We start from the raw sequence: 21,936 nt of genomic DNA on the forward strand, positions 1-21,936 counted from the left end.
ATACTGTGCTATAATAGAGGAATATGAGTGAAGAAAACTTTGAATTCGCCATTGATCAGCGGGTTGTTTACCCAAGTCAGGGCGTCGGTCAGATTAAAGAAATTTTCGACAGGAAGGTTGGTGAAGAAACCGTCAAATATTACAAAATTTATCTTGAAGTTTCAGATATGATTGTAATGATTCCAGTCGCAAACGCTGCAATGATTGGAATTCGTCCTATTGTAAGCGCAGAAGATGCTCAAAAAGCACTTGAACTTCTTGGTGAAGAAATCGAACCTGTCACATCAGACTGGAAGCTCCGCTATCAGATGAACCTTGATTTGCTCAAAAAAGGCAGCATTTTTGATATTGTCAGCATTGTCCGCTGCCTCTACCATCGCTCAAAGGTAAAGGAACTCCCAATTCTTGAGCGAAAACTTTACGACAATGCTAAAAAGCTTCTTGAAGATGAAATCGCGTTCGCACTCGACAAGCCATCAAAAGAAGTTGAGTCTATGCTTCATGCAAAACTCGAACCACTTGGAGCACTGCTTCCTAAAAAATCAATCATTATCGATGATGACGAAGATGATGATGATGAATTCTCTGACGAAATCAATGATAATGACTCAGATTCAGAAGATGATGATGATTCAGATGAGGCTGATTCAGCAGATGAAGCTGATGAAGGCGATGAGATGGATGACGATGGAGATGACGAGGAATAATGACAAATAATGATGAACTTGCATTAATTCTTGTTGCGGCTGGCTCTTCAGCAAGAATCGGTTTTGACAAAACAGGCACAAAAATCAAAAAAGAATATCTTCCCATGAATGGTGGCACAGTTCTTTCAAGTGCTGCAAAAGCGTTCCTTTCTACGCTCAATTTCAGCACTGTTGTCGTCACTTTTCCATCAGCAGAAAATTCCGTTGATTTAAAAGAAAACGAGCAAAAGTGCCGGGAAGCAATTTTTGCCGATGATTTTGTCAAAAGTTTTTCTTCAAAAACCAAGTTCATTTTTATTCCAGGCGGCAAAACTCGCCGTGAATCAGTTCATGACGCCCTCGAAACAATCAGTGAAAATTCTCCGGAATGTTCACTAGTTTTCATCCACGATGGAGCAAGGCCTTTCTTAAAATCAGAAACGGTCGAACTCACTTACCGTGCTGCAAGTGAATTTGGAGCAGCAGTTCCAGGCTTGCAGCCAACTGAAACACAGAAAAAAATTGACGAAAACGGCTTTATCGTAAAGCATCTGCTTCGTTCAAGTCTCACGGCTGTGCAGACACCTCAGGTTTTCAAATTCAAGCCAATTCTTGAAGCACATCGTTTTGCAGCCGAAAGCAACAAAACTTTCACAGACGATACAGAAATTTGGGATGAATTTGCCGCAAAACGCAAAGACGAAAATGGAGAATCTTATTCCCGCGTAAAAGTCGTTCTCGGCGACCCAGAAAACAAAAAAATCACTTATCCCGAAGACATCAAACTGCTCTCAGACTAAAGGATTTTCAAAATGATTCGAATCGGCATGGGCTATGACAAACACATTCTCACAGAGGGGCGTAAGCTCATGCTGGGCGGTGTAGAAATTCCTTCAGAAAAGGGGGAGCTCGGCCATTCTGACGGTGATGTTCTTCTTCATGCCATTACAGATTCACTTCTTGGTGCGAGCGGACTGGGAGATATTGGTTCATATTTTCCGCCGAACGAGCCAAAATGGAAGGATGCGGACTCAGCCATGCTGCTCAAAACTTGCTGGGAAGATGTTCTCAAAGCCGGTTGGCAACTCGGAAATCTTGACTGCGTAATCGCTCTCGAAAAGCCAAAATTTCTTCCTTTCCGCGAAAAAGTTCAAGAATCAATCGCAAACATTCTCGGTGTAAGCAAATCTCAAATCTTCGTAAAAGCCAAAACAGGTGAAAAGCTTGGTGACATTGGTGAAGGCCGCGCCGTAGAAGTCTGGGCAATCTGCCTGTTAGAAAACAGCAATTAATAATTAGTAATTAGAAATTAGCAATTGCACCTTTCTAATTGCTAATTTCTAATTCTTACACTTACAATCCCATTTCAATTACCATTTCGACTTCGCCAACCGTTCTCTTGTATCGGCGGGCAATTTCTTCTACGGTCCAGCCCATTCGTTTAAGCTGAATAATTGTTTCGCGGTCTTTTGGCGAAAGCCTTGAGCCTGCGCTGTATGAACCTGATTCAGCCGCACTTTCTTCAACTTCGGCACGAGTGATTTTCTCAAGCATGTCGAACTTATCGTTGATTTCCTGTGACAATTTGTTGAGACGGATTTCCGTGTTCACGATGCCTTCTTTTGCCTTCTGAACCTGCTCAGTTCGCTTTTCGGTTTCTTCAAGCAAATTCTGCAAAGAAGTGATTTGCTCAACGGCATCATTGATTTTGCCCGAATTAGCAGTAATTTCTTCGATTCGAGCCTGAATTTTGGAAATTGTCTGCGGAAGAGTTTCTGCCTGATTCTGAACAGTATCAAGACGACTCTCAACATTTTTGAGATTGTCAAAAGTTTTATCGACTTCGCCAGAAATTTGCTCCAGGACAGCCTGTTTCTTTTCGAGATTGTCATAACGGCCCGAAATTTTATCAAGGGATTCGTGGAAACTTCGCACAGTGAGCTGCAAAGACTGCAAATCAGAATTTGTTGTCTGCAATTCGCTGATTTTCTGATCCATTGTGTCACTCAAATTTACGAGGCGGTTGAAATCGCGTTCGATTGAATCAATCTGGCTCTTTTCAGCATTAAATTTAGCAAGTTTCTGGTCGATGTCACTGTTAATTCGCTGAATGTTCGTGAACTGACCTTCAAGCTCGTTGACAACAGACTGATATGTTCCGATTCGAGTAAGCTCTTTTTTGATTCCTTCAATCTGCTTTTCGAGGCTTGCCTGAAGTTCATCTGCTTTCTGATAAATCTGCATTCTCGCTTCGAAATTCTTAACCTGACCATCAATTTCGCTGAAACGGCTCTGCAGGGCATCAACATTGTTGTTCATCTGCATGATTGTTTCGCCCTGTCGTTCTGCAAGCTGATTCTTCATATCCTCAATTTGTTTCTGGATTTCACGGACAGCTTTTTCTGAATCAGCATTCTGTGCCGAAATGCGCTCTTTTGTTTCGTTGAGAATCTTATTGTATGATTTTTCCTGCTCAGAAACAATTTTTTCAGACTCGGTCCGGAAAGTTGAAACAGAAGCCTGAATCATGTCCTTTAATTCGCCAATGTTTGCAGAAATTTCTTCCTGGTCAGAATTTGCAGAACGCTTGAACTCTTCAAAATCAGCATTGAATTTATTTTTGATTTCTGTGAGGGCCTGTTCTGCCGCCTTATTAATATTCTCAAATTTTGAACTATAAAGCGATTTTGACTGCTCGAACTGATTGTTGAGCTGGGTACTCCATGCCCTGAAATCACCGACCATTGCATCGATATTCGCTTTGTTTGCCTCTGTTCGGTTGAGCAATTCAAGTTCCAAATCACTGATTTTTGTAGAACTTGAATCAATTGATTTGTTCAAAAGCTCGTTAAGGCGTTCACCGTAAGTTTTGAGCGTTCCCTTGATATAAGAATCAGAATTTGTGGTCGCAGCATCCAAGTCTGCACGGTTCTTTTCGCGGAAATCGTGCATTTTCTGCTCAACTTCGATAATCTGAGCCTGCAAATCTTCATTTGTCTTCTTTATAAGAGAATCATATCGTTCAAGAGTTTCGCGTGTCTTTTCTGTAAGTGAAGCAACATGATTTCTTAAATCTTCGGCGTACTTCACTTCAAGCTGACGGCGATTTTCTTCTTCATCAGACTGCAAAATCGACATCTTGGAATCAAAATTTTCACGCCAAGAATCGATGTTCGCGTCAATTTCTTCGCTTCGGCGGCGCAAATCATCACCGTACTTCTTTTCAAAGGCATTAAGTGCTTCGGTGACATTCGTACTTGCAGATTCTTCGAGCACTTTGAGTGAACTTTCGAGTTCCGCAAGCCTTCCCTGTGTGACTTCTGAATCTTTTTGAATTGCGTCCTGGAACTGATTGTGCCGAATTGCCTGTTCTTCTGTAAATTTGTTGAATTCTGCAAGAACGCGCTCCTGTGTTTTGGCAAGCGACTGTTTAAGTTCCTGCTCAAGAGCATCGACATCATTTCCGGTCTGTTCAAGTTTATCGAAACGATACTGCATTTCTTTCTGATAAGCTTCAAGCTGACGGTCAACCGCAGAGAAAAGCTCAGATTTTTTGGTATCGTAAGTGCCGGCAATGTTCTCAAGCATGTCTTTAAGCATTTCATTGATTGACTTGATTTGCTGATCAGACTGAAGTTTAAATGTATTGAGTTGCTCAGTTGCCGCTGTGACAGTTTTTGTAATCGTAGCCGCTGCTTCCGAAGCACCTTCAGTTGATGCTTCAAGATTCTGTTTGACTTCGCTGAGGGTTGCCTCAACCTTTTCATTTGTGCCGTTTACGCGATTGTCAACACTACTTTCGAGGCTTGAGATTCGGTTTTCGACTTCATTTTCAAGATTTTCGACCTTGTTAATTACATCGTTCTGCAAATTAGTTACTTTATCAACAACACTCTCTTGCAATGAAACAATATTGCTCTGGAATGTCGTGACTTTCTCTGAGACATTTTCCTGCAAATCAGCGACTTTTGCATCGACCTGCTCTTCCAAATCAGAAACAATACGCTGAACACCTTCCTGCATTGAGCTGACTTTTGTATTTACTTCGCCCTGCAAATCAGTGACCTGCTCAACAACATTCTGCTGGATTTCAGAGACTTTTCCGTTTACAGCCTCAAGAAGCTGCTGCATCTTTTCGCTTACACCGATGTCAAGTTTTGAGACATTTGAATTGACCGCTTCGTCCAAATCAGCAACTTTTCGTGCAACACCATCAACAATTACAGTGACTTTTGATTCAACGATATTCTGCAAGCCACCGACTTTCTGCTCAACGATTCCCTGAAGTTCATCGACCTTGTTTTTTACATCACTTTCAAGGCCGCCAACTCTTCCTTCAACAAAATCCTGCAAAGTATGAACTCGACCGTTTACCTGGTCTTCAAGGCCTGTAACCCGCGATTCAACAAGATTCTGCAAATCAGTGATTTTTGCGACAACGCCGTCTTCAAGACCAGTTGCTTTTCCATTAACAAGATTCTGCAAAATTTCAAGTTTTTCTGCTACTGAACCATCAAGGCCTGTAACCTTTGTTTCGACCATGTTCTGCAAATCAGCAACTTTTTCTGTGACGCCGCTTTCAAGATTTTTGACTTTTGTATTGACCGCATTCTGCAAATCAGTGACTTTCTGAGTGACATCTGTTTCAAGACCGCCGACCGTTGAATCGACCATTCCCTGAAGATTGTTAACTTTCTGATTGACATCAACTTCAAGACCAGTAACCTTGCCTTCGACCATCTCCTGCATACCGTCAACCTTTTGATTGACTTCGCCTTCAAGCTCTGAGACTTTACCTTCAACCAGTTCCTGAAGTTCAGATACTTTCTGAGTTACGCCAGCTTCAAGACCGGTGACTTTTGTATCGACCATGCCCTGCAATGTATCAACTTTCTGAGTAACCTCTGCTTCAAGGCCGGAAACCTTGCCTTCGACCATCTCCTGCAAGCCGTCAACCTTTTGATTGACTTCGCCTTCGAGTTCCGAAACCTTACCTTCAACCATTTCCTGAAGACCGGTGACTTTTTGAGTAACATCTGTTTCAAGACCGCCGACTGTTGAATCGACCATGCCCTGCAAAGTATCAACTTTCTGAGTAACCTCAGTTTCAAGTCCTGAAACCTTGCCTTCAACCAGTTCCTGCAAATCAAGGACTTTTCTGGTTACGCCATCTTCAAGACCTGAAACCTTTGAATCTACCATTTCCTGAAGACCGCTGACCTTCTGCGATACACCGTCTTCGAGGCCCGCAACTCTGGAATCAACCATGCCCTGCAAGCCGTCAACTTTTTTGGAAACAGTTTCATCAATTCCGCTGACCTTATATTCAACAACATCATCCAAATCAGCGACCTTATCACTGACTTTCTGTTCCAAATCATTGATTTTTGTATCAACCGCACTTTCAAGCGTGTAGACCTTTTCATTGACGCGGTTTTCCATGCCGTCAACTTTTGAGTCAACAATAGCCTGAAGTGAATCAACTTTATCATTGATGCCTTTAACGATTTCATCGACCTTGCCGTCTACATCGTAATCGAGGCCGTTAACTCGCTCTTCGACAGTCTGAACAAGGGAATTAACCTTACCGTCAACTGTACCATTAAGCTCTTCGATTTTGCCCTGAACAGAATTTTCGATTGTATCAATCTTCTGATTTACATCGCCCTGCAAATCATTGATTTTTGTGACAACATCCTGCTGCAAATCATTGACTTTTGATTCAACACCTTCTGTAAGCGTTGCAAATTTCGCAATGACTCCGGTCTGCAATTCATTGAATTTATTTTCGATTCCGTCTGAAAGACTGGCAACACGACTTTCAACACTTTCTGCCATGCCCGAAACAGTATTTTCAACTTCCTGCTGGCGTGCAAAAATATCATTCGTGAAATTCGTGACCTTAACATCAACATCACCCTGAAGGCTTGAAACCCTTCCATTTACTTCACGCTGAATTTCACTTACGCTCGCTTCAACAGAATCATGCAGCTCGACGACTTTTGAATCAACTTCGTTCTGCAAATTGGTGATTTTTGTGAGCATGTCACGCTGCATGTCCGTGACTTTTTCGTCAACGCCCTGAGTGAGACCGGCAAATTTAGAGACAACGCTTGACTGCAACTCGTTGAATTTGCCTTCGATTCCACCTGAAAGATTTGCAAATCTGCCCTCAACATTTTCAACAAGACCAGAAACTTTTGCTTCGATTTCAGTCTGTTTTTCTGTGATGTCCGTCGTGAAATTCGTAACGCGTGAATTGACTTCACTCTGCATTCCATTGATTTTTTCTTCAACACGAGACTTGAACAAATCAAGATGCTCGTCTGAAATTTTCTGATATTTTTCGTAAGCGGCGGTTTCTTTTTCGTCCGCATTCTGAATTGCTTTCTGGAACAGTTTTGCGTATCGTTCCTGCAAAGTCTGAATCTGCTTGCCCAAATTTTCGCGCAAAGTTTCGAGAGTTTTTCCGTTGCCGTTGTTTTCTGCCGCAAGTTCCTTTGAAGTAGCTTTTGCAGAAGAAAGTGCCTCTGTAAGAAGCTGGCGGATTTCTGCATTTCCGGCGTTAAACTGCTGATTGAGAGCCTTAGTCTTCTCTTTTATAGAAGAATCTATTTCAGCGATATCATTGTCTACATTTGTGGCAATAGCTCCGACTTTTTGATTAAGCGCAGTTTCAAGTTCAGTGATTTTTGCAATGCTTGCCTTTTGTGAAACAGCAATCTGATTATCAATCTGACCTGAAAGCTGGTTAGTCTGGCTTTCCATTGCCTTGAGGATATTTTCTTTGCGACTTTCGGCTGCCTGAGTAAGCTGAGCAAATGCCTGTTCTTCAAGATTTTGTGCCTTGCTTGCAGCCTGTTCGTATGCTTCTTTTATGCCGTTCTGAAGATGTTTGAGAAGTTCTTCAACGCGTTCAACAGATGCCGTTGTAGAGCCGTCAATTTCCTGGGCGCGTTCTTTATATTGATTAAGAAGCTCGGTTCCAATGAGCTTGAGACTTTCGTTGTTTCGCTTTGAGAATTCGTTGCTGATTTCGGGGATTTTGCCTTCGATTCTGTTTACTGCCTTTTCCTGTTCGGCGATTTTGGAATTCAGTTTTTCGATTAATGCAGATTCTTTTTTGATTCGGAGCAGGTTTTCTTCGACATTTTCTGTCATTTCCATAAGTTCAGAAAGGACTTTGCCGTACGCGTCGATTTTTTGGCCGATATTGTCAACAGCATCAAACTGCTTGTCAAAATCAGCACTTGCGGAGTCAAATTCAGAGATTTGTGATTCAAGTTTTTTTACAGCGGCGGCGGCCTGAGCCTGCTGAGTTTCAAGATCGGCGGAAATAGAATTTAAGCGCTGACCTCGTTCCTCGAACATCCGCTCTATTTCCTTTTTTTTATTTTCAATGAAAACCCTGAGATTATCGTTGGTCGGAGTTCCACCGCCCAATTTACGCATGACAAAAGAGACTGAAGCCGACGCAACAATCGACAATAATACTGCTAGACCTATCACTTTTTTATCCCCACCCTAACTTTAAAAGTTAAGCCACTTATTATAACACAATATTGAGAAATTGACGATAGTTTGAGAATGAAATATCAGCTTCTTTGATTTTTTTGCTGAAAAATTTTTTAAGCGGAGAAGCGATTACTGCACTTTTCATGCCGGCATTATTTGCCCCACGGACATCAAATTTGAAACTATTGCCGACATAAAGGATTTGATTTGGTTCAAGCGCAAGAGCCTTTGCCATAACACCAAACGGATATTTTGAAGGTTTGAGTGCTCCAAGTTCTTCTGAACCGAGAACAAAATCGCAGTAAGGAATTAAGCCCCAGATTTCACCTTTTTGACTTGGAGGAAAATCGGAAAGGAGAGCGATTTTGTAGCCCTTTTCGCGGAGAGCTTTGAAGGTTTCGTGTACTGCCGTGAATGGCTTGATTCGTTCAAAGTACGGCCTGAGACCGTCATAAGCAATTCTTTTGATTTGGGCTTTTGCTTCGGCGACTGTACAACCGTAATGCTCGGCAAAAACCCGCCCCTGATACTCGTAAAAATCCGGCAGGGGAGCCGTTCTGTGCATGATTTTTCGGACTTTATTGTAGTGCAGATAGAATCGAAAATGCCTGATGATATATGGAATAATCCTCCAGTATAGAGAGAAAGAAGGGTAAAGAGTGCCGTCAATGTCAAACGCAACAGCCTTTATATCATCGAGCATAACGACTAATTATAGATTAAAAACAGGAAATTTTCAATAAAATTGCCAGTCTAATTCTTTTTAATCGTGTAGTCGAAACGAGCCGTACCGTCATAAGAAACAGCCTGGAATCGCCAGCGCGAAATTTGCTCACGGATTTCCATTGTAACGAGTGACGGAAGAATATCCGGAGAAATTTTTACGCTTGTGACCGGAACATTTCCGCTTGCAGTAACTGTGAATGAAACGGTGAGGCGTTTTGTGCTGTCAATCAGGGCAGCCGCTTCTGGAGAAAGAATGATTTTAGGCTCGGCCGGTTCCAGAAGAACTCGCGGCGTGCCGTCAGTCATTTGAAGTGAAACCTTGCCGTCTGATGATTTTCCAGTGTTTGCCGTAACAGAAGAAGAAACATCACCAGACGATGAAGAATATGCCTTTGCGGAAACAGCCTGAGCAAGCGCGCTTGATGTGGCCGCACTAGCCGTCTGATTTGCAGAAGAGCGTGCCGTGCTTGAAGCCACAGTCGTAGCAGTTGATGTGTTTGAAGAAGATGATGCCGCACTGCCAGAAAATGCGTTCTGACTTGCCGCAGTGCTTGGATTTACCTTTGCGACCGCTGATGATGAAGAATTTGAAGAAGTCGTGCCTTCGATTTCATCAAACTGAGACCAGTCAAATTCTTTTTTGGGTGCCTTTTTCTGCTGCTGTTCAGCCATAAGTTCTTCCATGCTTTTTTGCAGCTTTTGCTCGACAGGTTTAGGCTGTTCAACGGTCTTCGTTTCAGTTTTTTTTGTAGCCTGCGTTGTTTTTGCAGGCTCAGTTTTTTTAGGCTCCGAAGGCTTAGAAGCAGATTTTGCAGGTTCTGCCTTTTTAGGCTCCGTTTTTTTTGGCTCAGATTTTTTTGCCTCTGATTTAGCAGGGGCGTTGCGGGGTGTCCCCGCAGAAGGGGTAGCGAAAGACGGCGCAGCCGGCTGAAGTGAGGGGGAGACTTCCCCCTTTGTATTATTTTCTGTCTTTTGAGCAGAAGTTTCAGCTTTTTGAGGTTCGGATTTTTTTTGCTCGGTCTTTTGAGATTCAGATTTTTTGCTTTCGGCATTCTTCGGACTTTCAGTTTTTGTGGGTGCGTCAAGCCGAATTTTTATAGTTTTATACTGCTTTGGTGCAAGCAGAATCGCCCCAAAATAAAAGAAGAGAAAAATCAAAATCCAGACCAGAACCGTGCCTACAGCTCCCACGATTGCGGGTTTCTGCTCAACCTGCCTCATTTTTCGCTCGTCCTAAGATTTACGCTCACAAATCCTTCGCCACGAAGAACATCAAAGATTTTAACGATTGAACCGTTCGTTACATTTTCATCAGCTTCAAGAGTGACCGGATATTCTTCTTTTTTGCGGCCTTCAGTGTCATAATTTGCCAGTTTTTCACCCAGCGTCCTGAACGAAACCTGCTCATCATTGAACCACATTTTGCCATTTGACTGAACGGTAATTGTGATTCCTGCGATGTCGGCTCCCTGTGCCGTTGAACTTTCGGGCAAATTTACATTGATTGCCGGTAAAATTGCAAAAGTCGTTGAAACGAGAAAAAACAGAATCAGCTGAAAAACGACATCAATCATCGGCGTAAGATCGACATTTACGCCCCGTCTTTTTCGATTGGAAACTTTCATAGAACTCGCCCGGTGAGTCTGAGAATCAATTTTGTGACCGTGCCTTCCATTTCAGTAACAAGCTTGTCTGCCTTGCGTGAAAGAGCATTGCTGAAAATAAGAGAAGGAATTGCAACAAAAAGACCAGCCGCAGTTGTCATCAAGGCCTCGGAAATTGAACTTGCGAGAACAGCCGGATTACCCATGGTACCCCCGGAACCCAAAACACCGAATGCCTTAATGTTGCCGGTTACAGTTCCAAAAAGACCGAGAAGTGTTGAAATATTTGCGATTGTGCTCAAAAGAGTGAGCCAGTGATCAAACTGTGGTGCAACAGAATCAATCTCGCACTGAACGATTTCACGCATGTCATCTTCGGTGAGCTTACGACAGCCGATTGCCTTTTTGGCCACATGAGAGAGCGGCGTGCCAGCCTGATTGCAGAAAGCCTCTGCTGCAGAAAATTCTCCGCGTCCAAGCAGTTCCTCAAGATTTTTGCGTAATTCTCTGTCGCGCTTCTGAACTGAAGCAAAGTAAACGCAACGCTCAATGATAATGTAAGTCGCAAAAAGACCACAAAGCAAAATCGGAATCATCAAGATTCCGCCACTTTTTAATAAACCAATCATATTTTCCCCTCAATTAGAACTGGAATTTAGCCAGCAAAACCGCATTTCCAGAAGTTGTTATGTACTGAGAATGTGCGAAATCGCGGCTTGTTCCATGAAGTAATTTTATTACATCATTGACTTCAAAAGCAATACTAAGCGCGCCAGCTACCCGGATTTCTGCCCATCCAGAAAGATTCGGACATTTGTCGGCATTTTCGCCAAGAGCAAAAAGCGTTGAAGTTCCGGCATTCCACTTTGCATCAAGACTCTGATATTCGAGCGAAAGGCGGACTTTATGTTCATCTTCAAGAGTCGGACAATCTTTCCAGAATGATTTCCATTCCAATCCGGCTTTAACAGGTGAAAAATCAGCAAAGAAACCAAGATTTGTGTTGAATTCCGTGCGCTCTTCAGGTGCAATCAGATAAAGGCCAAAATTATGAACTGCTTCCGCTGCATCGATAGCAGAGAGAAGATTTGAATTCTCGTACTTTGCCATCCAGATTCCGTTTTCAAAGGCAGTTTTTCGGAATTCAAAGCCAGATTTTACTTCAAATGAACTCAAAACAGGCAGTGTCAAATCAAGGCTTGCAAACCAGTCCGAAGTTTCACATGGAAGGGCCGGTGCTACAGCAAAGCGGTATTTATTCTCAAGATTGCGTATTTTTTCCTGATAAGAATCGAGGCCGCCCCGGAATGAAAGCGTGATGTCCCTGTCTTCAGTAAAGCTTTCGGTCTTGAGGTCAAAAATGCCTGTAAATGCCGGGAGAACTTTTTTTGAACCAGTTGCAGTTCCGACGATTACAGAACCATCTGCACCAGCAGTAATTGATTCATTTTCTACTGAAAGAGCCAGCTTAAACTGTCCGCGATGCGAATAGTCAGCACTTGAAGAATCTTCGAGTTTCAAAAGATTTTCACCCTTTTCAAGATTTGCCTGAAATCCGTAAAAACCAGTGAAGATGAGCTTAAAAACATCGTCCGTCCAGCCGATTCCTGCAAAGGGATTCAAGTCCATGATTTTCGTACTATCGATATAATTTCCGCTCGTAAAATTGTCCTTCATGACTTCGCCGTAACGGTTAAACCATGCAGCGTCCACTCCATAAGAAATAAGCAGCCCTTTGTCAGTACGCCAGTTTGATTCAGCATTTCCTGAAATTGTATGCTTTACCGTGTCAGAAAATGCGTCAGATTTGAGCTGAAGGCCGTCATCACTCATCTTGTACTCGCCCTCAATTTCATGCTTTCCGTAAGTTCCGAACAGCGATTTTTTTCCGTGAACAGAAGTTCCCCGCTCAAAATAGCCTTCCTTTGACTTTTTGCCGGCAAAACCTTCTGAACTTTCATGATTAAAATCAATTTCAAATGGTGAATTTCCCGAAGCCCTGTAAATCGAAAAATCGCCTTTAAAATAGAAAGGATAACCGGCACCGAGCTCGCCCTGTGCGTAAATGTCCTTTTCTTTTTGACTTGCACGCTCCCGGCTTTCAGGAATTTCCCTGGCGGCCTTTACGCCTTCCATCTGAGGAAGCTGAACCTTTGGTGCAGAAGACTCAGGCAAAATCTTTGTATAATCAGGAACCGAGTCTTTGCCTGCGGTGAAAGTTTTTCCGTTTACAACAGTCGTGACATCGGGCAACTCAATTTCTTCTTCGACTACCTCGTTCTGCTTTGCCTGATTCTGTGCGAAAATTGAAACAGTGGCTGAAAGTAAAATCATTTTCAATAAAAATTTCTTCATCACTAAACTCCTTATAAACTCCGCGTTAACGGCGTTGCCTCCTTGACTACAAGTGATTCACGATTTTTTCTGCATCTTTTGTATATTTATTTTCTGGATAAAGCTTCTTCATCTCTGTGAAAGTCGCCTTTGCATCTGCGTATAAACCTGCCGCATCAAATGATTCAACTGCCCCGTACAAACTTCTGGCAGCATTATCATCTTTTCCTGCCTGTCGCGAATATTTTACGGCATCAAGATACATTTCTGCCGATTTTTTGTTTTCGCCACGGTTTCGGTATGCACCAGCAAGGAAAATCGCATTCTTCATGGCAGCCGCACTCTGCGAAGGATCTTTCTTCTGTTTGGCAAGTGCTGTTTCCGCAGATTTTATTCTGTCTTCTTCAGAATTTGCGTTCCAGACAGTCGAATTTTTCAGTTCTTTGATTTTTTTGTCGATTCCGTCTCGTAAAGCCTGCTCGCCATAATCATCAATCATTTTATTCGCCATGGCAATCGCTTCCTTGAGTTCACCAGTTTTCTGATACAAGTCCACGAGATTTTTTTCTGAACCATAGCGATATGAAGTTTCTGCTTTCGAATCAACAATCTGTAGATAGCGGAGAATTGCCTTTGTTTCGTCGCCGCTTTTTGCCATTGAATCCGCAGAAAAATAAATTGCCGCGAAATTAAATCTTCCGCCTGCAAAACGACGGCTGTATTCGCTGAAAAGTTCCGCCGCTTTTCCAAAATCTCCCTGCGAATATGCAATTTCTGCACGCCTGTAGCAGGATTCTTCTGCAATCAGAGCAAAATTACTGTCAGTTAATGCTGCAAGTTCAGCAAAATACTTGTCCGCTCCGGCAAAATTTCCTTTCTGAACAAGGATTTCCGCACTTCGATATTTACAGTCATAGCCGAATGCAGAGCGCTGGTTTGTGTATGGAGAAAGGACTGCAAGCGCCTCATCGAATTTCTGAGAATCTGAAAGAATTCCGGCATTCAGAAGAATCGCCTCATTTTTTTCGCTTTCATTCTTTGCAATTCTGACAGCTTTTTGTGCCGAACTAAGCGCAACCGATTCATTTTTAGCAAAAGTTGCCGCACGGGCCGCAGTCATGTTTGCAGACCATGAAAAAAGATGCAGAGGATTTTCTTCTATAAAATGAATCAATGAAGTGACAGCCTTTGAATATTCCCCAAGCTGATATTGAGCATATCCCATGTAAAACTGAGCGTAAGCCACATAATCTTTTTGAAGGGTCTTTGATGAAATCACCTTTGAGAAAGCAGATTCTGCCTCGCCCCACCTGTGCTGATTAAAAGAAGCCAGTGCCGCAAGATAAATCGCCTCATCGCCTTTAGCCTTTGAAGCCTGCTCTTTCGTTGAAATGTAGTGCCCCGCAATCAGGAGTGTGCGCGAATAGTCCAGACGACCGTCATTATCAAGCTGATTCTTTTCGCCCAGAGAATAGAAAATCACATCGGCATCGTGGTATTTTCCCTGTTTTGCAAGAGATTTTGCATAAAGATTCAGAATCGATTTTTCGGTAATTTTTAGCGGAGAAGGTGGCGCTTTTGCAGTAGACGGAACCGGCGGAAGTCCGTTCAGTTCACGATTGTAGTTTTCGATTGAATTTATCGCCTGAACGATGTCTCCTGATTCATATTTGGCAAGTGCGAACCAGTAGACCGCATTTTTTTGAATCTCATCATTTTCTGATTTAAGGCATTTTGCCGCGTAAGTTTCGCAATCTTTCCAGTTTTTCAGATAAGCGTTATATCTTGCGATTGAAAGCAGAATCGTCTCGTTTTTTGAACCTGATTTTGTAAGAACGGCTTCGCCCAAAATAGAGACTGCCTTTTTGCATCCGGCAGATTTTTCATTCGCCGTCAGATAAGCGATTTCCGCACGATAAACAGCCGAAATTTCTTTCTGTGAGTCAGACGCACTGTGTTCGGCTTCGGTGAAATATGAGAGTGATTTTTTGTAATCCTTTTCGTTGAAGGCATCAACTGCAAGTCTTGTCCAGAATTCTGAAAGCAAATCAGGATATTCGGAAAGACGATTTTCTGCATTCAAAAGAACGCTTCCCGGTTCACTGCCAACTTCAGCTTTGTGCTCAGAAGAGACGGCATAAGCCTTCTGCATTGCAGTTGCCGCCAGATGTGACGGTGCCTTTTCGATTACAGTGCAATAAGTTTCGTAGGCCGCTTTGTATTTTTTTTGATTTTCCTGAGCTTCACCTTTTAAAATCAGAAGGGAATAAGCGGTTTCATCATCAAAATCCACATTCTCAAGCTGGGAAAGCAGATTTTCACATTTTCGGGCATTCTCGAAATCCCCAAGCTGATTATAGGTCTGTGCCAGCGAAAGAACGGCATCATCAAAATCAAATCGGCTGAATTTTGCACCGTTCGAAACGACATATTCAAAAAGCGGAACGACCTTCTTGAAATCTTTTGACTGAAAATAACACTTTCCACCGTAAAGCATAGAAAGTGCATAATAATCGAAAGAATTTTCCGCGTCTTTCGGACTGATTTCCTGCAAATCCTTAAAAATCGCCGCACTGGCAAAAAAAGAGCTCTGAGCAAGCGCAAGCTCGCCCTGTGAAAAATAAGCCCGTCCAAGCCAGAAAAATCTGGCCGCATTAAGCAAAACTGTCTCAGGATTAAGCGAATCACCGTTCATCTGGTGTTTTTTTAGAATCGCAATGGAATCCTCGATGCGCCCCATCCTAAAGAGACTTTCGCCTTCATAAACGGCCGCCCTGAATGTTGCGAGCGAATTTTTCTCTGTGCGAAGAATTTCTTCGGCATAACGAACGACACCAGGATAAAACCCTGACTTGTAGCTTGATTTTAAATCTGCGGCAAGCTTTTTGTTCTCAGAGAAAAGCGGTGGTAAAATCAGAAAAACAAATGGAACTATAAAAAATTTCTTCATGTTCTGCATTTCGGTCTATTATAGCGGATTAAACCTGTCAGAAGAAAGCACTCTAGTAAGATGAACAAAGCAATCCGGATACTTTTTCATAAACTGCTGAAGAGAAAGCTCTTTTCCGTTCTCAAATACAGTGCAACCGAACTGGCCGTTCTTGTCAAAATACGGGAAAATCGCCGCTGAAGAATCAAAAACCTTGAATTCAGGCGATCCGTCTGCCGGATGAACAGTCCTTCGCACCGCTGCAAGATAATAATATGTCGGATCAGTAACGGCAAGCACATACAAAAGAGATTTCAGATATTTGATTTCATAACCACTGTTCTTTATGTAACCGGCAACAGCCGTAATCCCTTTTGAAGAAAGTTCCGCACTGAACGGCTCAATGTTCACATCTACGCCGCTTTCTTCATACAGATAATTTCTTCGGGCCTGAACAGACATTCGCGCCGTTGCAAGATTGCGTGTCCAATCCAAAGAATGGAAAAGGCTTTCTGTACGAGATTTATTTCCTGCAAGTCCGAGCGGATTAAGCTGAGTTGTCTCGCGCAAAAGAGGTGCGACATAAGTAGAGCTTCCTGTCAACGGCACAATCTCTCCATCGACAATCCATTTTAAGAACCCAGAATGATTCATCGTAAGAATATTGTTTTTCACATCGTCCTGATCAACTTCGCGCGGTTTGCCAGAAAGTTTGCCGCCAATATAAACCGGATTGCCAAATTCATTATAACAACCGTCTTTGACCTGCTTGATTCTGGAAAGATTTTTTCGGATTACATTTACCATCACGAGATTTCCATGATACTGCTCAGGATGAATGTCCGCGTAATGCCATGGAAGAGTCTTTTCGGTCAGACAGAGAACAGCATAAAATGAAGCCGTGTAGAAATACTCAAAAGGAACCCCGACAGGAACGCCGCGAGCAGCAATGCAGTCACCAATCACATAATCAGCAAGAGACTTGTTTGCACTTGGAGAGAACTGAATGTAAACCTCACTGTCTCCAGCAAAATAGTAACGGATTTTCAACGGCTTTCCTGAAACCGCATCACGAATCAAAACCCATGAACCAGCCGCATCAGCAGGATATTCATTAACGACCTTTCTCTCGATTCCATTCTGAGTGTACACATCAACAGAAAGCTGTGTTTCCGGCGCGATTATAATAGAAAAAATATCATGGGTTTCTTCCATCCGCACCTCAAAAACCTGCCCGATTTCATTAGTGCGAAGCTCCGTTCTGTTATGCCTGACGACATCAAGCGGCTCTTCAAACCAATTTTCTGCAACAGAAGCCCTGATAACCGAAGAATCAGGAATACGGAATTTATTATTCTGAGCCGAAAGAGGAAAAATCAAAAGAAAAACTGCAAAAAACAAAAAAACACGAAAAGATTTCATGCAAATCTCCAAAAAAAGAAGTTCTCCCTTAGATTTTCGGAAAAAACCGACCGGCATTTCACTTTTTTTTGGGGCAGGCTTATTTAACAAATTCTTCTATTTTACAGTCGTGAGTCTTGCTTTCTTCGTCGTAGTTGATGCCCACAAAAAGCAGGTTACCGCTGTAATTTGAAAGCGAATCAAAATATTTTTTCTCGCGGATTTGAGTGAGGGCGGTTTCCGCAGAACCATTACGCTTCAGCTCGATTATCATGGCAGGATAATTCGGAACAAACGGAATAAAGACTACATCAGCAAAGCCCTTACCAGTCGTCATCTCTTTTATTACAGTGTATCGGTTCAAGGCATAGATAAAAGCAAGGTAAATCGCACTCTGCAAGGCATCTTCGTTATTGTAGCTTCGGTTTGATGTAACATGAATATGGCTCACATCAAGAGCTTTTGCCACAGCGTCAGAATTTCTACGAATCGTCTGAGCAAGAAGTTCTTTTGAAGACTGAATAATCTGATTCGTTACGGCGTAATCATTGTTTGCTTCAATAGCATTGAACCACTCGCCTCGCACTTCCTTGTTTGGGATTCGGCAAGTTCCCTCGTCATACATCACATGGTCGTAGGCAAGATAGCCAAGGTGAATCAGATAAGTGAACAGATCGCCACGGGTTGTAAAGGAATTCATAGTGTTCATGTAGCGGGTCACATTTACATCAACACTCTCGCCCGAAAGCATTTTTATGACATCTTCTTTTGTACCCGCAAAATTCTGCCTGATTCGTTCCGCAATCGCCTCATAAGTAGAAGTTTTTCCCCAGTAACTTGAGAAATTCTTTTCCTGAATGCTCATAATCACCGATTCTGGGTTGTAAATCTCAAATCCATTCTGATGATAGCCGTCGTACCAGCGCTTACATTCCTCAAAATCAATTTTATATTTTTCGCATAAAGATTTCACTTCATCTGATGTGAAACCAATGTATTCCGCAAGTTCATTTGCGTTCAGAATCGTATATTCACGGAAATTATTCAACTTGGATTGAATTTTATCGCGGACAACTGGCAGGATTCCCGTAAGGTAAGCAAGAACGATTGCCGGTCGAAGCGTGTCACTCTTAAAAAGACCGTTCAAAAAAGAAAGATATTCGTTAAACAGTTTTTCCGAAACTTGTTCGCGTACCAGAACATCATATTCATCCAGAATGATGATGAACTTTGCCTTTGTTGCAGCGTAGATTTTTAAGATGCAGCGTGGAAGAGTGTCAGTTTCTTCAAGTTCTACAGAGGGAAATTCCGCCGTCAATTCAGAACGAACCATTTTAGTAATGTCGCTCAGAAGATTTTCCTTGTTGTCGGCCGCCTGATACTCACTGTTCACATCAATTTTTATGACATTGTATTTATTCAGTTTGGTCTCAAAGTCGGGAGATTTGGCGATTTTGTACGGCGTAAAAAGCTCACGCGAATCGCAGCCTTTGGAATAGTAGGCGCACAGCATGTTTCCAGCAATCGTTTTTCCAAAACGGCGTGGGCGTGAAACACAGACATATTTGTTGTCTGTGTCGATAAAATGATTGATGACCGAAATCATCTCAGTTTTATCGACATAGATTTCTCTGCGAAGAATATCCTTGAAATTTTCGTTGTCTGGATTCAGATAAATGCCCATGCGATTACCTCATTTCAACGGATTGAAAACCTTATAAAGAGTATAGCACATAAAGGGATTTCCGCAATACACGGAAATCCCTTAATTAGAGGAAGAACAACCCTATTACTGAATCAAGTCTTTTGCCACGGTGTAGTATGCGGCGATTTCGTCTGCACTGCGGGCGGTGCGGGAAATGCGAAGCTCGTCGATGTTACGGCAGTCAACATACAGTTTGTTGTCGTTTGAAGCAGTTGTTTGTGAAATAGCAGGTTTAAACCAAACCAGAATACTATCACAATAAACTGCTGTATAAGATGATTCAAACACATAAGACCAGAAATGCCAGTTGTCGTCAGAAGGCAGAGGCCAATCGAAGTATTCAGAAGTTACACTACCACTTGCAGAGGCATATTGGTAATATCCATAGGTAGAATAGATTTCAAATACGCTCGATTTTTCAATTCTAAAATCATTGCTGCCTTTTCTCCAAAATTCTACAGTATAAGAATTCTCCAACGGTAAGGAAACAGAACCGCTTGTATACGCATATCTTGCATATCCACTCAATCCACCTGTATCATCATTTTCAGTGCTCACAAATGCCGAGCCATCTCCGCTCGCTTCGCTTCCATTGCTGTCTAAATGCCACAGGTACACAGTATTGGTGTCTTTAAGCAGTTGTCCGCTTGTTGTGTCAAATGAGGTTCCTGCATAAACGCTTGTATCTACAGTGCGGTTAATCGTAAAATAAATTTCCTTTGTCGTAGAATTGCGAGCAGAATCCCAAAATGTCAGTTTTAGTGAATGTGTACCAGCCGACATATAGGCAAGACCAAGTGAATATGACCAGCCTGTAATAGATTTTCCCCAGCCAGACGAGGATTCTTCGGACTTCACTTTTACACCATCAAGATACAGTGCGTACTGTGTAAGATTTCCTTTGTCCGTTGCACTGAAATTGAGCGATACAGAACTTGTTGCGCTTGAATATGTCGTGCCGTCAGCAATGGAAAGCGTAACCACAGGATTGTCGAACGGAACTTCATGTATAACAGGACTTGAAAGATTGCCTTTGCTATCTTTAAGCTGTACATAAATTGTTGCTATGTCGTTTGTGAGAGAATTTTTGTCTACAGTGAAGTTTTTGCTTGCACTGTATGAAGACCATGCTGTTTGTTTAAGAGCAGAAAGACTTTGTGCAATTCGTACAGAGGCAATGCTGTTTGCGTGATACTGAGGTGCAATTGCAATAGAAAGCTCTGGCGAAGTGCTTTCAGGGTAGTAACCACCGTTATCGTAGTTATAACCGTTGATTGTGTAGTCGAATGCGATAAATCCGTCTCCAAGATATCCAGCACCTTCGATTGGAGATGTTGCCCAGTTAGAATAGTCGATTTCGGTCCATTCAAAGTTATCGTAATAATCATTGAAGAATGAAATATCTGTGTCATCTCCAAGCTCGTTCAATTCTGCTGTTTGAGATTCGCCCCAGTAGTTGCCGGTGAAGTTGAAGTATTTGCGGGTTGCATAAGAGCACATTGAAGCATCAAGTATAATACCGTTGTAACCGACAAAATTATTACCGTTGATTTGTGCATCTTCTCCTATGTTTGTACTAACAGAGATTGAGCATGAATTAAGCACATTTGAAGAGAAGATAAATATATTCCCATCATTACTATAGGGATAAAGTTTAACAGATGCATTTGTTATTGTATTGTTTTTCACTATTGATCGGTTAGAACTCCATTCAAATTCCATTTGAGATGAAATCTTATTATTAACAACCTTTGTGTAGTATCCATTTACAGAAATTCCTGAATCAAGGACATTATTTATAATTACAGAATTACTACCATTAACGTTCACACAATCACTATTTCCTGTGAACGTACAAGAATCAACATACGCCGCAGAATTGAGCGTAAGTGGTGTATTTGCACCAATCACCATACAGTTTTTCAAGATATTGCCAGAAGCATAGGTGTAATTGTCAGTTATATTGAGACTTGTCGTGCTGTCGATGCTGATTCCACTCCAAGAGCCGAGATTATCGCCTGATTGTACGAAGATAATCGGGGCTGTCTTTGAACCGATTGCGCTGATTACACCATTTACTTTGAGATAGTAGTCACCAGTGAATTGTACGATAACGCCAGGCTCGATTGTAAGTTCACTGCCTTCGCGTACAAGCAAATTGCCATTTACGATGTATGGGCTCTTTGCTTTTGTCCAAGTGAGTGAGTCTCCAGTAAGAACTCCAGAAACCTGCGTTCCGCTTCCAAAATCAAAGCTGAGTGTATAGCGGGCAATGTCTTTACCATCATCTGCCCACAAGCCAAGGTAGTATACATCGGTTGTGTCCACGGCAAGAGTAATGCTTGCAGCAGTTTCGCTGTCGATGGCGTAGTACTTGCTCAGTTTTCCGTCACTAGAAAAGAGCACCAGGTCTGGATAATCACCACTTGAAGTGATTGCGATTGGATAGTCTACGCCTGAAACTAATGCCGCCCGGCTGAATCTCATTTCGCCAGCTTTCAAGTTTCCTGTGTTTGCATCGGTTGAAACAGGAATCGTGTAGAATGTAGTGCTTGCAGAGCCACCTTTGACAATAGTTGCACTGGTTGTGTTTGTTCCCGAAGTGATTGCATTTCCACTTGCATCCATGAGTTCAATTTGTAAATTGCCAGCGTTGTATGTACCGACCGGAACGCCACTGAAAGTGCAGGTGTAAACAGAGCCGCTAAATCCATCCGGAGCATTTTCGACCGCTGTTTTTGTTGCGTCAGAAAGATTTATACTGTTGATTCCGACCCACGAGCCGTTTACGTTGTATGAAAGTCGGGCTGTGGTAGTCTGTGGTGCGATTGCACGGTTTGTACCCTGTTCTGCAAGTGCATAGTAGTCTGGCACAAACATGCGGACTGTTGCTATTCCTTCTTCTTGATTCACAACAATGGGTGTTTCATTCGTAATATTTGGTTCTTCAGTATCGTTTGAGCAGGAAATAATCATGCCCAAAGAACAAAGCATTGTAATATTCAGTAGATTTCGTATAAGTCTTTTCATTCTCTT

At 42.4% G+C, this 21,936-nt stretch carries 13 protein-coding genes; 3 read left to right on the plus strand and 10 right to left on the minus strand.

From position 1 onward, the window contains the following. Positions 1-23 precede the first annotated feature (23 nt). From Q0Q74_RS05975 to ispF, 3 genes are read left to right on the plus strand one after another with little or no spacing between them, the layout of a single operon-like run. Positions 24-707, plus strand: coding sequence for a CarD family transcriptional regulator (locus Q0Q74_RS05975; protein WP_294429356.1), 684 nt, complete (start codon positions 24-26; stop codon positions 705-707). Further along, a complete protein-coding gene (locus Q0Q74_RS05980) occupies positions 707-1,486 on the plus strand; it encodes an IspD/TarI family cytidylyltransferase (RefSeq protein WP_294429358.1) in 780 nt (259 codons plus the stop codon). The genes Q0Q74_RS05975 and Q0Q74_RS05980 overlap by 1 nt, the downstream gene beginning before the upstream one ends. Positions 1,487-1,498: 12 nt before the next feature. Further along, positions 1,499-1,978, plus strand: coding sequence for a 2-C-methyl-D-erythritol 2,4-cyclodiphosphate synthase (ispF, locus tag Q0Q74_RS05985; protein WP_294429359.1), 480 nt, complete (start codon positions 1,499-1,501; stop codon positions 1,976-1,978). 61 nt (positions 1,979-2,039) lie between these two features. On the opposite strand, the gene Q0Q74_RS05990 is transcribed toward ispF, so the two are convergent. The 10 genes from Q0Q74_RS05990 to Q0Q74_RS06035 form a co-directional block, all read right to left on the minus strand. Beyond that, the gene (locus Q0Q74_RS05990; protein WP_294429360.1) at positions 2,040-8,195 is read right to left on the minus strand and encodes a hypothetical protein; all 6,156 of its coding nucleotides are present in this window, start codon (positions 8,193-8,195) and stop codon (positions 2,040-2,042) included. A gap of 40 nt (positions 8,196-8,235) precedes the next feature. Further along, positions 8,236-8,904: an HAD family hydrolase gene (locus Q0Q74_RS05995; RefSeq protein WP_294429363.1), complete on the minus strand. Its 669-nt coding sequence runs from the start codon at positions 8,902-8,904 to the stop codon at positions 8,236-8,238. A 50-nt stretch (positions 8,905-8,954) separates the two neighbouring features. Further along, positions 8,955-10,148 (minus strand): hypothetical protein, encoded by a 1,194-nt coding sequence (locus Q0Q74_RS06000; RefSeq protein WP_294429364.1) that lies wholly within the window; start codon positions 10,146-10,148, stop codon positions 8,955-8,957. Beyond that, on the minus strand, positions 10,145-10,552 hold the full coding sequence (locus Q0Q74_RS06005) for a biopolymer transporter ExbD (RefSeq protein WP_294429365.1): 408 nt from the start codon (positions 10,550-10,552) through the stop codon (positions 10,145-10,147). Before Q0Q74_RS06005 ends, Q0Q74_RS06000 begins: the two co-directional genes overlap by 4 nt. Beyond that, complete coding sequence (locus Q0Q74_RS06010; protein ID WP_294429366.1) at positions 10,549-11,160, minus strand: MotA/TolQ/ExbB proton channel family protein; 612 nt, start codon at positions 11,158-11,160, stop codon at positions 10,549-10,551. The genes Q0Q74_RS06005 and Q0Q74_RS06010 overlap by 4 nt, the downstream gene beginning before the upstream one ends. Positions 11,161-11,173: 13 nt before the next feature. Then, positions 11,174-12,886, minus strand: coding sequence for a hypothetical protein (locus tag Q0Q74_RS06015; RefSeq protein ID WP_294429368.1), 1,713 nt, complete (start codon positions 12,884-12,886; stop codon positions 11,174-11,176). A gap of 46 nt (positions 12,887-12,932) precedes the next feature. Next, entirely contained in the window at positions 12,933-15,824 is a 2,892-nt protein-coding gene (locus tag Q0Q74_RS06020) for a tetratricopeptide repeat protein (protein WP_294429370.1), read from the minus strand. 9 nt (positions 15,825-15,833) lie between these two features. After that, complete coding sequence (locus Q0Q74_RS06025) at positions 15,834-17,216, minus strand: hypothetical protein (protein ID WP_294429372.1); 1,383 nt, start codon at positions 17,214-17,216, stop codon at positions 15,834-15,836. Positions 17,217-17,295: 79 nt separating this feature from the next. Then, a complete protein-coding gene (locus Q0Q74_RS06030) occupies positions 17,296-18,879 on the minus strand; it encodes an AAA family ATPase (RefSeq protein ID WP_294429373.1) in 1,584 nt (527 codons plus the stop codon). A gap of 105 nt (positions 18,880-18,984) precedes the next feature. Further along, positions 18,985-21,930, minus strand: coding sequence for a hypothetical protein (locus Q0Q74_RS06035; protein ID WP_294429375.1), 2,946 nt, complete (start codon positions 21,928-21,930; stop codon positions 18,985-18,987). Positions 21,931-21,936 lie beyond the last annotated feature (6 nt).

This window comes from uncultured Treponema sp., assembly GCF_946187725.1.
Lineage (GTDB): Bacteria > Spirochaetota > Spirochaetia > Treponematales > Treponemataceae > Treponema_D.